Origin of the sequence: Kitasatospora sp. NBC_01266, from assembly GCF_036242395.1 — a bacterium.
GTDB lineage: Bacteria > Actinomycetota > Actinomycetes > Streptomycetales > Streptomycetaceae > Kitasatospora.
In genome coordinates this window covers 8,267,200-8,285,127 of sequence record NZ_CP108458.1, presented here as the reverse complement: position 1 = coordinate 8,285,127, position 17,928 = coordinate 8,267,200, and the positions used below count along the sequence as shown (strand labels likewise).

General features: G+C 70.7%; 2 protein-coding genes and 1 pseudogene. All 3 read left to right on the top strand.

Annotated elements, in window-relative coordinates:
• The first annotated feature begins 241 nt into the window (after positions 1 to 241).
• Positions 242 to 6,982 (top strand): non-ribosomal peptide synthetase, encoded by a 6,741-nt coding sequence (locus OG403_RS35405; RefSeq protein ID WP_329571773.1) that lies wholly within the window; start codon positions 242 to 244, stop codon positions 6,980 to 6,982.
• Between the two features lie 102 nt (positions 6,983 to 7,084).
• A complete protein-coding gene (locus OG403_RS35400; RefSeq protein WP_329571771.1) occupies positions 7,085 to 15,028 on the top strand; it encodes a non-ribosomal peptide synthetase in 7,944 nt (2,647 codons plus the stop codon).
• A pseudogene (locus OG403_RS35395) lies at positions 15,028 to 17,829 on the top strand (non-ribosomal peptide synthetase); the annotation flags it as partial. The gene OG403_RS35400 and the pseudogene OG403_RS35395, both read left to right, overlap by 1 nt.
• Positions 17,830 to 17,928: the final 99 nt, after the last annotated feature.

Below are 17,928 nucleotides of genomic sequence, written 5' to 3'. Positions count from 1 at the left end.
CCGGCGGTGAGCGCCTCCCAGGGGCCCCGCACAAGTCCCGGACAGCCCTGTTCCCGGGACCCGCCGGTCCCTGCGCAGCGGGCGGCGAGGCAGCGCCCCGCCCTCGCCCTCGGCGGGCAGAAGTGCCCCGCCGGCCGCCGGGTGAAAGTAACCAGTTATCCCCTCGGGATGCCTCTGCCAGCCTCAATATCGGCCAACGGCTCAACCGGAGCTGGTCGATGACGAGGATCTGGTGGGACTCATGACGACGAACCCGATGGCGGAACCGAGGCGCGAGGAGCTGTCTCCGGCCCAGCAGCGCATTGCCGCGATCTGGCAGGCGCTACTCGGTGTCGAAGTGGCCGATGGCGACCGCGACTTCTTCGAGCTCGGTGGCGACCGGGCCGGTGCCGTGGCGATGGCGGAGCGGGTCACGGCCGAATTCGGCACCGCTTTCGGGGTCGAGGCGATCAGCGGGCCGCTGACGGTGGGTTCGATCTCGTCATACCTGGCCGAGCAGGCGATGCTCCAGGCGATGCGGATGTTCGAGGAGGGTACGGACTTCGACGTCGCGGCCGACCTCGCCGAGGAGCCGGGCATTCCGGTCGCCGCCCGCGACGGCGGTCCGCTGCCGATGAGTTTCGCGCAGCAGCGGCTCTGGTTCCTGGACCAGCTCGACCCCGGGCGGGCCGAGTACCTGATCCCGATCGGGCTGCGGATCACCGGCGCGCTGGACGCCGGGGCGCTGCGGGCGGCACTGAGCGCCCTGGTGGCCCGGCACGAGGTGCTGCGGACCCGGTTCGTCGCCGACGAGGACGGGCAGCCCGCCCAACTCATCGACGCGCCGAGCCCGGTGGCCATCAGCACGCACGACCTGCGGCACCTCGCCGAGCCGGCCGCCCGGGAGGAGAGTGCGCGGCGGATCCTGGACGACGAGGCCTTCCAGCCGGTCGACCTGGCGCGCGGGCCGATGCTGCGGGCGGTGCTGGTGCGGGTGGCCGAGGAGGAGCACCTGCTCGCGGTGACGGTGCACCACATCGTCTTCGACGGCTGGTCCACCGGGATCCTCTCCGGTGAACTCACCGAGCTCTACGCTCTGGCGGCGGCCGGAGCAGGCGCGACCCTGCCGGCGCCGGCCCTGCAGTACGCCGACTTCGCCCTCTGGCAGCGGCAGTGGCTCAGCGGCGACACCCTGGAGCGGCAGCTCGGCTACTGGCGCGAGCGCCTGACCGGCGTCGAGCCGCTGGAGCTGCCCACCGACCACCGCCGCCCGGCCCAGCGCAGCGGCAACGGCGCCGAGATCACCTTCACCGTGCCCGCCGAACTGCTCGAGCGGGCACGTGCGTTGGCCGCCGAGAGCGGCGCGAGCCTGTTCATGACCCTGCTGGCCGCCTTCCAGCTGCTGCTCGCCAAGTACAGCGGTCAGCAGGACATCGCGGTGGGCACCCCGATCGCCGGCCGCAACCGGGCCGAGATCGAGGAGATGATCGGGTTCTTCATCAACACCCTGGTGATGCGCACCGACCTGTCCGGCGACCCGAGCTTCGGCGAGCTGGTGGCGCGGGTCAAGGAGACGGCGCTGGGCGCCTACGACCACCAGGACCTGCCGTTCGAGCGGATCGTCGAGGACCTCGCCCCCGAGCGCGACCTGTCCCGCAACCCGTTCTTCCAGACCATGTTCCTGCTGCAGAACGTCCCTGACACCAGCAGCTGGAAGCTGGCCGGGCTGAGTGTCGAGCCGATGGAACTGGAGGCCCAGGACGCCAAGTTCGACTTCAGCTGGTACCTCACCGAGGCGCCCGACGGCAGCCTCGACGGGATGGTCGTCTACGCCACGGACCTGTTCGAGGCGGCCACCATGCACCGTCTGGTGGGCCACTTCCAGGCGCTGCTGGCGACCGCGACCGCCGCCCCGGAGCGCCGGCTCTCCGAGCTGGAACTGCTCACGGCCGCCGAGCGGCGGCAGCTGCTGGTCGACTGGAACGGCGCGAAGAGCGATCGCCCGGATGAGGTGACTATCCATCAGCTCTTCGAGCAGCAGGTCGAGTTGCGTCCGGATGCGATCGCGGTGAGCTCCAGCGCGGGTGAGCTGACGTACCGTCAGCTCAACGAGCGGGCCAACCGGCTCGCCCACCACCTGCGCGGCCTGGGACTGGCCCCGGGGACCCCGGTCGGGGTCTGCCTGGAGCGCGGCCCGGACCTGGTCTGCGCGCTGCTCGGCATCCTCAAGGCCGGCGCCGCCTACCTCCCGCTCGACCCGGAGTACCCCGCCGAGCGGCTTAGCTACATGGTGGCGGACAGCGCGGCGGCGCTGATCGTGGCGCAGCGCGCGCACAGTCACCACTTCCCGTCCTCCGTCCCGCAGTTACTGGTCGACCAGGACTGGCCGGCGGGTGCCGGCGGCAACCCCGAGCCGCTGGCCGGCCCGGGGGACCTCGCCTACCTGATCTACACCAGCGGCTCCACCGGCCGGCCCAAGGGCGTGCAGATCGAGCACGGCGCGCTGCGGGCCCGGATGCGTGAGACCGTCCGGCAGCTCGGGCTGACGCCCGAGGACCGGGTGCTGCAGTTCGCCTCGGTCGCCTTCGACTCCTCGGTCGGGCAGACCTTCGCACCGCTCAGCTGCGGTGCCTCGGTCGCGCTGCGCGACGCCGAGTGGGACCCGGCCGGGCTGGCGGAACTGATCCGGGCGGCCGAGGTGACGGTCGCCTGGCTCACCCCGACCGCCTTCGCCGCGCTGACCGCCCAGCTCGACGGGCCCGGGTCGGTGGGCCCGGCGCTGCGGCTGGTGCGGATCGGCGGCGAGGCGCTGCAGCAGGAGCAGGTCCGGCAGTGGTTCGAGCGCTGCGCGGTCCCGCTGGTGAACGGCTACGGCCCCAGCGAGGGGGCCCAGGAGGCCGCCACCGCGCTGATCGAGCGGCCGGGAGGGTTCGTCCCGATCGGACGACCGGTGGCGAACACCGAGGTCATCCTGGTCGACCGGGACGGCCACCCGGTTCCGGTCGGGGTGCCGGGCGAGATCCTGATCAGCTGCCCGGGTCTGGCCCGCGGCTACCTGAACCAGCCGGAGCTGACCGCCGAGAAGTTCACCGAGTACCACCTGGACGGCGTGGCCCGCCGCGTCTACCGGACCGGTGACCTGGCCAAGTGGCACCCGGACGGGCAGTTGGAGTTCGTCGGGCGCGCCGACAACCAGGTCAAACTGCGCGGCTACCGGATCGAACTGGGCGAGATCGAGGCGGCGCTGGCCGACCACCCGCAGGTCGACGCGGCGATCGTGCTGCTGCGCGAGGACACCCCGGGGGACCACCGCATCGTGGCCTACCTGATCGGTGCCGACGGCGTGCCCGGCACCGGCGAGCTCCGCACCCACCTGCAGCGCACCCTGCCGGACTACATGGTCCCGGCCGTCTTCGTCGCCCTGGAGCGCTTCCCGCTCAACCCGAACGGCAAGATCGACCGCCGCGCGCTGCCGGCGCCGGACAGCCACCGGCCCGAGCTGGACGCCGCCTACACGGCCCCGCGCACCTCCGTCGAGCAGACCGTCACCGCGATCTGGTCCGAGGTGCTGGGCGTGGACACCATCGGCGTCCACGACAACTTCTTCCACCTCGGCGGGCACTCGCTGCTCGCCACCCAGGTCACCAGCCGGCTGCGCAAGGCCCTCGGCGTCGAACTGCCGGTGCGCGCGCTGTTCACCGGGCCGACGCCCGCTCAGCTCGCCGCCGCGATCGAGGGCCTGGAGAGCGCCGAGGCGAGCCGGATCACCCCGGCCGTGCGGGACGGGCGCCCGCTGCCGCTGAGCTTCGCCCAGCAGCGGCTCTGGTTCCTGGACCAGCTGGACCCCGGGCGGGCCGAGTACCTGATCCCGTTCGCGCTGCGGATCACCGGCGCGCTGGACACGGACGCGCTGCGGGCCGCGCTGCGCGGGCTGGTGGCCCGGCACGAGGTGCTGCGCACCCGGTTCAGCACCAGCGCCGAAGGCCCGGCCCAGCTGGTCGACGCCCCGGCCGAGCCCGCGCTGGCCTGCCACGACCTGCGGCGGCTGGCCGATCCGGCCGAGCGCGAGGCGGCGGCCCGACAACTGGTGGAGACCGAGGCCTTCCGGCCGATCGAGCTCAGCACCGGTCCGATGATCAGGGCGCTGCTCATCCGGCTGTCCGAGCAGGAGTCGATCCTGGCCGTCACCGTCCATCACATCGCCTTCGACGGCTGGTCGGTGACCGTGCTCTCGCGCGAGCTGACCGAGCTCTACACGGCCGCCCGGCAGCAGCGCGCGGCCGAGCTGCCCGCGCTGGCCGTGCAGTACGCGGACTACGCCCGCTGGCAGCGCGAGTGGCTGACCGGCGACACCCTGGAGCGGCAGCTGGCCTACTGGCGCACCCGGCTGGCCGGTGTCGAGCCGCTGGAGCTGCCCACCGACCACCGCCGCCCGGCCCAGCGCACCGGCGAGGGCGCCACCATCGCGTTCGCCGTACCGGCCGAGCTGAACGAGCGCCTGAAGAGTACAGCCGCCGGGCACGGGGCGAGCCTCTTCATGACCCTGCTCGCGGCCTTCCAGCTGCTGCTCGCCAAGTACAGCGGCCAGCAGGACATCACCGTCGGCACCCCGATCGCCGGCCGCAACCGGGCCGAGCTGGAGGAGCTGATCGGGTTCTTCGTCAACACCCTGGTGCTGCGCACCGACCTGTCCGGCGACCCCACCTTCGCCGAGCTGCTCGACCGGGTGAAGGAGACCGCGCTGGGCGCCTACGAGCACCAGGACCTGCCCTTCGAGCGGCTGGTCGAGGAGCTGGCGCCGCAGCGGGACCTGTCGCGCAACCCGCTCTTCCAGACCATGTTCGTACTGCAGAACGTCCCCGACTTCGACACCTGGCAGCTGCCCGGACTGGCCGTGGCCCCGGTCCCGCTCAGCGCGAAGGACGCCAAGTTCGACCTGGCCATGTACCTCAGCGAGACGGCGGACGGCAGCCTGGAGGGCGCGATCGTCTACAGCACCGACCTGTTCGAGCCGCACACCATGCAGCGGCTGGCCGAGCACTTCCAGCAGCTGCTCACCGCCGCCACCGCCCGGCCGCAGGACCGGCTCTCCGAACTGGACCTGCTCGGCGCCGCGCAGCGCAAGCAGATCCTGGTCGACTGGAACGACACCGCCACCGCCTACCCGGACACCGCGACCATCCACCAGCTCTTCGAGGAGCGGGCCGGGCTCGACCCGGAGGCGACCGCCGTGACCTGCGGGGCCGACACGCTGAGCTACCGCCAGCTGAACGAGCGGGCCAACCAGCTCGCCCACCACCTGCGCGGCCTGGGCCTGACCCCCGACACCCCGGTCGGGGTCTGCCTGGAGCGCGGCCCGGACCTGATCTGCGCACTGCTCGGCATCCTCAAGGCCGGCGCCGCCTACCTCCCGCTCGACCCCGAGCACCCCGCCGACCGGCTCGCCTACCTGGTCGAGGACACCGCGACGCCCCTGGTCATCACCCACACGGCGCACACCGGCCGGCTGCCCGCCGGGACCCCGTACCTGGCCCTGGACCGCGACCGAGCGGTCATCGCCGGGCAGCCCGTCGGCAACCCGACGCCGCTGGCCGGCCCGGACGACCTCTGCTACCTGATCTACACCAGCGGCTCCACCGGCCGGCCCAAGGGCGTGCGGATCGAGCACGGCGGGGTGGTCAACTACCTGGCGGGCATGCAGGACGAGTTCCCGATCGCGGCCGGCGAGGGCTTCCTGCAGGCCACGCCGCTCTCCTTCGACGTCTCCGCCTACGAGATCTTCTGGCCGCTCTGGCGCGGGGCGAACGTGGTCCTGGTGCCCGGCTCGGAGCGGCTCGACATGACCCGGGTGACGCGGCTGATGCGTGATCACCGGATCGTCGGACTGCACTTCGTGCCCAGCCTGCTCGACCTCTTCGTCACCGAGGCCCACCCCGAGGACTGCACCCACCTGCGGTACGCCTTCGCCAGCGGCGAGCCGCTGCAGCCGACCCTGGTGAGCCGGTTCGTGAACCGGTTCCCGGGCGACCTGATCAACCTCTACGGCGCCACCGAGGTCTCGGTCGACACCACCTTCTGGCGGGCCGACCGCGAAACGCCCACCGGCCCGGTGCTGGCGGGGCGGCCGATGATCAACCAGACGGTCTACGTGCTCGACCAGGCGGGGCGTCCGGTGCCGCCCGGCGTGCTGGGCGAGGTCTACCTGGGCGGGGCCAGCGTCGGGCGCGGCTACCACAACCGGCCCGAGCTGACGGCGGAGCGGTTCCTGCCCGACCCGTTCGCTGCCGCCGCTGCTGCCGGCGCTGTCGCCGGGGGAAGCGTCGAGGGCGGCCGGGTGCCTCGGATGTACCGGACCGGGGACCTGGGACGGTTCACCGCGAGCGGTGAACTCGACCTGCTCGGCCGGGTCGACCGGCAGGTGAAGCTGCGCGGGGTGCGGATCGAACTCGGCGAGATCGAGGCGATGCTGCTCGGCCATGAGACGGTCGGCAGCTGCGCGGTGATCGTGCGCGAGGACAGCCCTGGGGAGAAGCGTCTGGTTGCCTACTGCGTGGCGGCGCCCGAGCAGCGGATCGACCCGGCGGGGCTGCGGGCCTGGGCCGGCGAGGTGCTGCCCCGGACGATGGTGCCCAGCGCCTTCGTGCTGCTGGACGAACTGCCGCTCTCCGCCAACGGCAAGGTCGACCACAAGGTCCTGCCGGTCCCCGACGCCACCGGAACGGACCCGGGCGCCGACTTCGTCGCTCCGCGCGACGAGATCGAGACCGCGGTCGCGGAGGTCATGGGCGCCCTGCTCAAGCTCGACCGGGTCGGCATTCACGACAACTTCTTCGAACTCGGCGGCCACTCGCTGCTCGCCACCCAACTCGTCAACCGGATCGAAACACTGACCGGTGTCCGCGTGAGCCTGCGGAAGCTCTTCCTGGTGCCCACCGTCGTCGGGATCAAGAGCCAGCTCCTCGAGCTGCTCGAGGAACTCGACGACGCCGACGAAGTCGACTGAACCGAAAGCGGGTTCAGCGTCAGACCGGCTCGGCACGGAAGAACGGCTCTTTCTGGGAAACCGTACGTCCGCATCACGTGGACAGTGAGGAAACGCATCATCATGAACGAGAAGTCCGGTCAGAATTCCGGCGCCACGTCCGTCGAGTCCCGCCTGCTCTCCCGGATGCGCCGGCGGGCGGCCGAGGACCGCATCGCCCGCCGGGAGACCACGGGCCCGGTGCCGCTCTCCTTCGCCCAGCAACGACTCTGGTTCCTCGATCAGTTGGAGCCCGGCGGCGCCGAATACCTGATCCCCTTCGCGCTCCGGGTCACCGGGCCGCTGGAGGTGGGCGCGCTGACCGACGCCCTCTCGGCTCTGGTCGCGCGGCACGAGGTGCTGCGGACCCGCTTCGTGGCCGACGACGCGGGCCAGCCCGCGCAGTTGGTCGAGGCACCGTGGCAGGTGGCCGTCACCGTCCACGACCTGCGGGCCGTCGGCGGGTCGGCCGACCATCCGGCGGCGGACCGCGAGGCGGCGGCGCTCGAGGCGGCGGCGCACGAGCTGCTGCGCGCCGCGGCCAGCCGACCGTTCGAGCTGGCGGCGGGACGGCCGCTGCGGGCGGACCTGGTGCGGCTGGCCGAGGACGACCAGTACCTGCTGCTGACGGTGCATCACATCGTCGCGGACGGCTGGTCGGAGGGCATCCTGACCCGCGAGCTGCGCGAGCTGTACGCCGCCGGGCTGACCGGCCGGTCGGCCGAACTGCCCGAGCCCGCCCTGCAGTACGCGGACTTCGCGCTCTGGCAGCGGCAGTGGCTGACCGGCCCCACGATGGACCGGCAGTTGGACTACTGGCGGCAGCAGCTGACCGGCATCGAGCCGCTGGAGCTGCCCACCGACCACCGGCGGCCCGCGCGGCACGGCGGCAGCGGCGACACCGTGCTGTTCAGCGTGCCGGCCGAGATCACCGAGCGGCTGAAGAGCGCGGCGGCGGGCGAGGGCGCGAGCCTGTTCATGGTGTTGCTCGCGGTGTTCCAGCTACTGCTGTCCAACTACAGCGGCCAGCAGGACATCGCGGTGGGCACCCCGATCGCCGGCCGCAACCGGGCCGAGCTGGAAGACGTGATCGGGTTCTTCGTCAACACGCTGGTACTGCGCACCGACCTCTCCGGCGACCCGACCTTCGGCGAACTGCTGGCGCGGGTCAAGGAGGCGGCGCTGGGTGCCTACGACCACCAGGACCTCCCGTTCGAACGGCTGGTGGAGGAACTGGCGCCCGAGCGGGACCTGTCGCGCAACCCGCTCTTCCAGACGATGCTCGTGCTCCAGGCCCCCGAGAGCGGTGGCGAGACCGGGGCGGGCGGCTGGCAGCTGGCCGGCACGCGGGTGGAACCCGTTGAACTCAAGCGGGGCTTCGCCAAGTTCGACCTGACGCTCACCCTGGTGGAGAGCGGCGACGGCCTGCTGGCCTCGCTGGAGTACCGGACCGACCTCTTCGAACCGGCCACCATCGAGCGGCTGGTGGGCCACTTCCGCACGCTGCTGGCGAGGGTCGCGGAGAAGCCGGAGGCGCGGCTGAGCGAGCTTGAGATGCTGACGGCAGCGGAGCGGCAGCAGATCGTGGTCGACTGGAACGCCACGGACGGTCCGTACCCCGACACGGCCACCATCCACTCGCTGATCGAGGAGCGTTGCGAGCGCGAGCCCGACGCCATCGCCCTCACCTACGGGGACGTGGAACTGACGTATCGTCAGGTCGATGAGCGGGCCAACCAGCTCGCCCACCACCTGCGCGCCCAGGGCATCACCCCCGACACGCTGATCGCCGTCTGCCTCGACCGCAGCCCCGACCTCATCTGCGCGCTACTGGGAATCATGAAAGCCGGCGCAGCCTTCGTCCCCCTGGACCCGGACTACCCCACCGACCGCATCACCTACATGGTCGAGGACACCAACACCCCCCTGGTGATCACCCACAGCCAGCACGCCTCCCGACTCCCGCAGGGCACCCCGCTGCTGCTGGTCGACCAGGACTGGCCCACGTCAGCTGACACCACCACCCCCGCACCCATCGCCACCCCCGACCACCTCGCCTACATCATCTACACCAGCGGCTCCACCGGCCGCCCCAAGGGCGTCCAGCTCGACCACCGAGGCGTCGTCAACTACCTCCACTGGTGCGACCTCAACTACCCGGTCATCACCCCCAACGGCATCGGCACCCTGCTCTACTCCTCCGTCACCTTCGACCTCACCATCACCGCCCTCTTCCTCCCCCTCATCCAAGGCCAACGCCTCGCCATCCCCCAGCCCGCCGCCGACCAGACCGCCTTCGACGCCGCCATCGACCTCATCCTCACCGGCACCGAGATCAGCTTCCTCAAAGCCACCCCCTCCCACCTCGAACTCCTCACCGCCCACCTCGAGACCACCGGCAAGCGCCACAACATCGCCACCATCGTCGCCGGCGGCGAAGACCTCTCCCCCACCCTCGCCAACCGCATCCTGGCCACCGGCGCCGGGCAGACCGTCATCGCCAACGAGTACGGCGCCACCGAAGGCTCCGTCGCCAACGTGATGAGCCTCAACACCACCATCGACCCCCACGGCGGCACCACGCCCGTGGGAACGGCAATCACCAACACCACCGCCTACGTGGTCGACCGCCACAACCACCCCGTCCCCATCGGCGTCCCCGGCGAATGCCTCCTCGGCGGCATCTGCGTCGCCCGCGGCTACCACAACCGCCCCGACCTCACCGCCGCCCGTTTCGTCGACCTCGAACTCAACGGCACCACCGAACGCGTCTACCGCACCGGCGACCTCGTCCGCTGGCGCCAAGACGGCCAGATGGAGTTCATCGGCCGCATCGACAACCAGGTCAAACTCCGCGGCTACCGCATCGAACTCGGCGAAATCGAGAACAACCTCCTCACCCACCCGGCGATCACCGACGCCACCGTGATCCTGCGCGAGGACATCCCCGGCGACAAGCGCTTGGTCGCTTACTTCGCCGGCACGACCGCGCCCAGCGCCGGAGAGCTGCGCACCCACCTCCAACAGCACCTGCCCGACTACATGATCCCCACCAGCTACGTCACCCTCGACCAGCTCCCGCTCACGCCGAACGGCAAGGTCGACCAGAAGGCGCTGCCGGCTCCCGACAGCGAGCGGCCCGACCTGGAAGCCGCCTACACCGCACCCCGCACCCACGTCGAGCAGATCGTGACGGCGATCTGGAGCGAGATCCTGGGCGTCGACCCGATCGGTATCCACGACAACTTCTTCCAGCTCGGCGGCCATTCACTGCTCGCCACCCAGGTCACCAGTCGACTGCGCAAGGAGCTCGGCGTCGAGGTCCCGGTCCGGACCGTCTTCACCGCCCCGACACCGGCCGAACTCGCCGCCGCCATCGCCGATCTGGGCGCTGACCAGGCCGAGCGGCTGGTCGCGGTGCCCCGCGACGGCAGCCCGCTGCCGCTCTCCTTCGCCCAGCAACGGCTCTGGTTCCTCGACCAGTTGGAGCCGGACAGCGCCGAGTACCTGGTGCCCTTCGGGCTCCGCCTGCGCGGCCGGCTGGACGTGGGTGCGCTGGAGGCGGCGCTGAGCGGGCTGGTGGCCCGGCACGAGGTGCTGCGGACCCGGTTCCTCGCGGACGCGGACGGCCGCCCGGCCCAGCTGATCGACGCTCCGCACCCGGTGACGGTGGCCGTCCACGACCTGCGCGAGATCGCCGACGACGACGCCCGCGAGGCGGCCGCGCAGCGGCTGCTGGCGACCGAGGGCGCCCTGCCCTTCGACCTGACCGCCGGCCGGCCGCTGCGAGCAGACCTGGTGCGACTGGCGCAGGACGACCAGTACCTGCTGCTGACGCTGCATCACATCGTCTCGGACGGCTGGTCGCAGGGCATCCTGGCGCGCGATCTGCGCGATCTCTACACCGCCGCCGTTCAGCAGCGTTCGGCCGAACTGCCGGAGCCCGCCGCGCAGTACGCGGACTTCGCCCTCTGGCAGCGGCAGTGGCTGACCGGCGACGTGCTGGACCGGCAACTGGACTACTGGCGCCAGACCTTGGCGGGCATCGAGCCGCTGGAGCTGCCCACCGACCACCGCCGGCCCGCCGAGCGCGACGGCGACGGGGACGTCATCCGGTTCAGCGTCCCGGCCGAGGTGACCGAGCGGTTGAAGGCCGCCACCGCCGACCAGGGCGCGAGCCTCTTCATGACGCTGCTCGCGGTGTTCCAGCTGCTGCTGTCCAAGTACAGCGGCCAGCAGGACATCACCGTCGGCACCCCGATCGCCGGCCGCAACCGGGCCGAACTGGAAGAGATGATCGGGTTCTTCGTCAACACCCTGGTGCTGCGTGCCGACCTCAGCGGTGACCCGACCTTCCGGCAGCTCCTGGAGCAGGTCAAGGAGACCGCGCTGGGCGCCTACGACCACCAGGACCTCCCGTTCGAGCGGCTGGTCGACGAGCTGGCCCCCGAGCGGGACCTGGGCCGCAACCCGCTCTTCCAGACCATGTTCGTGCTGCAGAACGTCCCGGACGGCGACGACTCCTGGGCGCTGCCGGGCCTGGCAGTCGAGCCGGTCAGCGTCGGCGGCCAGGCGGTGAAGTTCGACCTGCAGCTGACCGTCGCGGAGAACGGCGGTGGGCTGGACGCCGCGGTGGAGTACCGGACCGACCTCTTCGAACCGGCCACCATCGAGCGGCTGGTGGGGCACTTCCGGACGCTGCTGGCGGGGGTCGCCGAGCGGCCGGAGGCGCGGCTGAGCGAGCTTGAGATGCTGACGGCGGCGGAGCGGCAGCAGATCGTGGTCGACTGGAACGCCACGGACGGTCCGTACCCCGACACGGCCACCATCCACTCGCTGATCGAAGAGCGTTGCGAGCGCGAGCCCGACGCCATCGCCCTCACCTACGGGGACGTGGAACTGACCTACCGTCAGATCAACGAGCGGGCCAACCAACTCGCCCACCACCTGCGCGCCCAGGGCATCACCCCCGACACGCTGATCGCCGTCTGCCTGGACCGCAGCCCCGACCTCATCTGCGCGCTGCTGGGAATCATGAAGGCCGGCGCAGCCTTCGTGCCGCTCGACCCGGACTACCCCACCGACCGCATCACCTACATGGTCGAGGACACCAACACCCCCCTGGTGATCACCCACAGCCAGCACGCCTCCCGACTCCCGCAGGGCACCCCGCTGCTGCTGGTCGACCAGGACTGGCCCACCACCACCGACACCACCACCACCGACACCACCACCCCCGCACCCATCGCCACCCCCGACCACCTCGCCTACATCATCTACACCAGCGGCTCCACCGGCCGCCCCAAGGGCGTCCAGCTCGACCACCGAGGCGTCGTCAACTACCTCCACTGGTGCGACCTCAACTACCCGGTCATCACCCCCAACGGCATCGGCACCCTGCTCTACTCCTCCGTCACCTTCGACCTCACCATCACCGCCCTCTTCCTCCCCCTCATCCAAGGCCAACGCCTCGCCATCCCCCAGCCCGCCGCCGACCAGACCGCCTTCGACGCCGCCATCGACCTCATCCTCACCGGCACCGAGATCAGCTTCCTCAAAGCCACCCCCTCCCACCTCGAACTCCTCACCGCCCACCTCGAGACCACCGGCAAGCGCCACAACATCGCCACCATCGTCGCCGGCGGCGAGGAGTTGACGCCCACCCTGGCCAACCGGATCTTCAGCACCAGCAGCCGCACGACGGTCATCGCCAACGAGTACGGCGCCACCGAAGGCTCCGTCGCCAACGTGATGAGCCTGAGCAGCACTGTCGACCCCACCGCCGGCACCACCTCGGTGGGCACCCCGATCACCAACACGACGGCCTACGTGGTGGACCGCTACAACCGCCCGGTCCCGATCGGTGTCCCCGGCGAATGCCTCCTCGGCGGCATCTGCGTCGCCCGCGGCTACCACAACCGCCCGGAGCTGACCGCCGCCCGCTTCGTCGACCTGGAGCTCAACGGCAGCACCGAACGCGTCTACCGCACCGGCGACCTGGTCAGGTGGCGGGCGGACGGTGAGATGGAGTTCATCGGCCGCATCGACAACCAGGTCAAACTCCGCGGCTACCGCATCGAACTCGGCGAAATCGAGAACAACCTCCTCACCCACCCCGCCATCACCGCCACCACCGTCACCGTCCGCCAGGACACCCCTGGCGACAAGCGCTTGGTCGCCTACCTGGTCTCCGCCAACACCCCCAGCACCACCGAACTACGCACCCACCTCCAGCAGCACCTGCCCGACTACATGATCCCCACCAGCTACGTCACCCTCGACCGCCTCCCCCTCACCCCCAACGGCAAGGTCGACCAGAAAGCCCTCCCCGCCCCCGACCACCACCGCCCCGACCTGGAAGCCGGCTACACCCCACCCCGCACGCCCATCGAGCAGACCCTCGCCACGATCTGGAGCGAGATCCTGGGCGTCGACCCGATCGGCATCCACGACAACTTCTTCGAGCTCGGCGGCGACTCGATCATCAGCATCCAGGTGATCGCCAAGGCCAAGAAGTTCGGCCTGCACCTGACGCCTCGGATGATCTTCAAGCACCAGACCATCGCGGAGATCGCCGCCCACGCGCAGTCCGGGGCCTCGGCGGACGCGGAGCAGGGCAAGGTGCTGGGCGACGTGATCCTGACGCCGATTCAGCACTGGTTCTTCGAGAAGGAGTTGCCGAGCAGCCACCACTTCAACCAGGCCGAGCTGCTGGCCACCGAAGATCTCGACCCGGAGCTGCTGGAGCAGGCGCTGACCGACCTGACCGAGCACCACGACGCGCTGCGACTGCGCTACCAGCGTCCCCAGCAGCCCGGTTGGACCCAGCACCTGGCCGACTCGGCCGGCCCGGACCTGCTCGACGTGCACGACCTCTCCGAGGTCGCCGACGACGACCTGTGGTCGGCGATGCGCGGCATCGGCGAGGCGGTCCAGCGCAGCCTCGACCTGGCCGACGGGCCGCTGCTCCGCTGCGCCCTGCTGAACCTGGGCGCCGGGCGCGGGCAGCGGGTGCTGCTCACCGTGCACCACCTGGCGATCGACAGCGTCTCCTGGCGGATCCTGCTGGAGGACCTGGGCAGCGCCTACGAGCAGCGCGCTGCCGGGCGGTCCCCGCAACTGCCGCCCAAGACCACCTCGTTCAAGGCCTGGGCGGAGAAGCTCAGCCGGTTCGCGGTGTCGGCCGAGGCCGAGGCGGAGTTCGGGTACTGGTCGGAGCCCAAGCCGAGCGGCCGGCTCCCGCGTGACCGCGACGGCGCCAACACGGCGCGTTCGGCGGACACGGTCAGTGCCGCGCTCACCGCGAAGGAGACCGGCGCCCTGCTGCGGGAGGTGCCGCGAGCGTTCAGCACCCAGATCAACGACGCGCTGCTGACCGCGCTGGCCCGCGCGGTGGCCCGGTGGACCGGCGACGGCCGCACACTGATCGGCCTGGAGGGCCACGGTCGCGAGGACCTGTTCAGCGACGTGGACCTGTCCCGCACGATCGGCTGGTTCACCAGCGTCTTCCCGGTCGCGCTGACGGTGGACAGCGCCGCCGATCCGGTGAGTTCACTCACCGCGGTCAAGGAGCAGCTGGCCCGGATCCCCAACAAGGGCGTCGGCTACGGGATCCTGCGCTACCTGGGCAGCCCGGAGGTGACCGCCGCGCTGGGAGCGCAGCCGACCCCCGAGGTCAACTTCAACTACCTGGGCCAGTTCACCGAGCAGTTGCCCGGCATCGGCCGCTACGCGGATCCCACCGAGCCCAAGGGCCACTCGATCAGCCCGGACGGCATGCGCTGGAACGTGCTCGACATCACCGCCGCCGTCGAGGGCGACACCTTCCACCTGAACATCAACTACTCGGCGGCACTGCACAACCGCCGGACCGTGGAGCGCCTGGCCGCCGACCTGCTGGACGGCCTGCGGCAGCTCATCACGGCCTGCGCCGACCAGAGCGACGGCCCCGCGCGGGCCACCGAAGGCACCCCCCTCACCGATGTCAGTGCCACCGACATGGCCGCGATCCTGAAGAGGTTCTCCTGATGAGCGCGCACAACGTCGAAGACGTCTACGGACTCTCGCCCCTGCAGTTCGGGATGCTGTTCCACTCGCTGGAGGACTCCTCCGACACCCGCCCCTACCTGGTGCAGATGACCGAGGAGATCAACGGCTCCTTCGATGACGACTGCTTCCGGGACGCCTGGCAGCAGTTGATCGACCGGCACTCGATCCTGCGCAGCGCGTTCATCTGGGAGGGCGTCTCCGAGCCGGTCCAGGTGGTGCAGCGGACCGCCCGACTGCCCTACCAGCGGCAGGACTGGCGCGGCCTGCCGGCCGAGACGCAGGAGGCGCGGCTGGCGGAGTTCCTGGCGGCGGACTGGGAGCAGGGCTTCGACCTCACCCAGGCGCCCTTGGTGCGGGTGGCCAGCATCCGGATGGACGAGGAACGCCGGATCGTGGTCTGGTCGTTCCATCACATCCTGCTGGACGGGTGGAGCATCCAGATCCTGCAGCAGGAGCTGTTCTCTCTCTACCGCGGCCTGCTGGACGGCGCGCCCCGGCAGCTGCCGCCGGCCATGCCCTACCGGCGGTACATCGAGTGGCTGAACTCCCAGTCCCCGTCCGGTTCCAAGGAGTTCTGGACCGGCTACCTGGCCGGCGTCACCGAGCCGACCGACCTGCACGTCGACCGGATCACCGGCGAGGCGGGCATCGGCGAGCTCGAGATCCAGGCCGACGAACAACTCTTCGCCGCCGCCCGCGGTTACGCCCGCGCGCAGCGGATCACCATGAACACCCTGGTCCAGGGCCTGTGGTCGATCCTGCTCGCCCGCTACAGCGGTAACGAGGACGTGCTGTTCGGCTCGACCATCTCCGGCCGGTCGATCGAACTGCCCGGCGTCGACTCGATGATGGGCCTGTTCATCAACACCCTGCCGGTGCGCGGGCGGGTCAACGGCGAGGAGCCGGTGGCCGAGTGGCTGCGGGCGCTGCAGGACGAGCAGCTCGACATGCGCCAGTGGGAGTACTGCCACCTGGTCGACGTCCGCGAGTACAGCCAGATCCCGCGCGGTGAGCCGCTGTTCCGGTCCATCCTGGTCTTCGAGAACTACCCGGTCATGCAGGAGGACTCGGACGTCCCGGATGGGCTGACCAGCCGACTGGTGAACTGCGTGGAGCGGACCGGCTATCCGCTGACGCTGGTGGCCTCGGCCGGGCGGGCGCTGGAGTTCCGGTTCGTCTACGACCGCGGGCTGTTCGACGACGCGACGATCGAGCGGCTGGTGGGGCACTTCCGGACGCTGCTGACCTCGGTGGTGACCGGGCAACCTGGCTCACTGCTCCGCGAGTTGGAGATGCTGACGGCGGACGAGCGCCGGCAGATCGTGGTCGACTGGAACGCCACGGACGGTCCGTACCCCGACACGGCCACCATCCACTCACTGATCGAGGAGCGTTGCGAGCGCGAGCCCGACGCCATCGCCCTCACCTACGGGGACGTGGAACTGACCTACCGTCAGATCAACGAGCGGGCCAACCAGCTCGCCCACCACCTGCGCGCCCAGGGCATCACCCCCGACACGCTGATCGCCGTCTGCCTCGACCGCAGCCCCGACCTCATCTGCGCGCTGCTGGGCATCCTCAAGGCCGGCGCCGCCTTCGTGCCGCTCGACCCGGACTACCCCACCGACCGCATCACCTACATGGTCGAGGACACCAACACCCCCCTGGTGATCACCCACAGCCAGCACGCCTCCCGACTGCCGGACGGAACGCCCCTCCTGCTGGTCGACCAGGACTGGCCCACGTCAGCTGACACCACCACCCCCGCACCCATCGCCACCCCCGACCACCTCGCCTACATCATCTACACCAGCGGCTCCACCGGCCGCCCCAAGGGCGTCCAGCTCGACCACCGAGGCGTCGTCAACTACCTCCACTGGTGCGACCTCAACTACCCGGTCATCACCCCCAACGGCATCGGCACCCTGCTCTACTCCTCCGTCACCTTCGACCTCACCATCACCGCCCTCTTCCTCCCCTCATCCAAGGCCAACGCCTCGCCATCCCCCAGCCCGCCGCCGACCAGACCGCCTTCGACGCCGCCATCGACCTCATCCTCACCGGCACCGAGATCAGCTTCCTCAAAGCCACCCCCTCCCACCTCGAACTCCTCACCGCCCACCTCGAGACCACCGGCAAGCGCCACAACATCGCCACCATCGTCGCCGGCGGCGAAGACCTCTCCCCCACCCTCGCCAACCGCATCCTGGCCACCGGCGCCGGGCAGACCGTCATCGCCAACGAGTACGGCGCCACCGAAGGCTCCGTCGCCAACGTGATGAGCCTCAACACCACCATCGACCCCCACGGCGGCACCACGCCCGTGGGAACGGCAATCACCAACACCACCGCCTACGTGGTCGACCGCCACAACCACCCCGTCCCCATCGGCGTCCCCGGCGAATGCCTCCTCGGCGGCATCTGCGTCGCCCGCGGCTACCACAACCGCCCCGACCTCACCGCCGCCCGCTTCGTCGACCTCGAACTCAACGGCACCACCGAACGCGTCTACCGCACCGGCGACCTCGTCCGCTGGCGCCAAGACGGCCAGCTGGAGTTCATCGGCCGCATCGACAACCAGGTCAAACTCCGCGGCTACCGCATCGAACTCGGCGAAATCGAGAACAACCTCCTCACCCACCCCGCCATCACCGCCACCACCGTCACCGTCCGCCAGGACACCCCTGGCGACAAGCGCTTGGTCGCCTACCTGGTCTCCGCCAACACCCCCAGCACCACCGAACTACGCACCCACCTCCAGCAGCACCTGCCCGACTACATGATCCCCACCAGCTACGTCACCCTCGACCGCCTCCCCCTCACCCCCAACGGCAAGGTCGACCAGAAAGCCCTCCCCGCCCCCGACCACCACCGCCCCG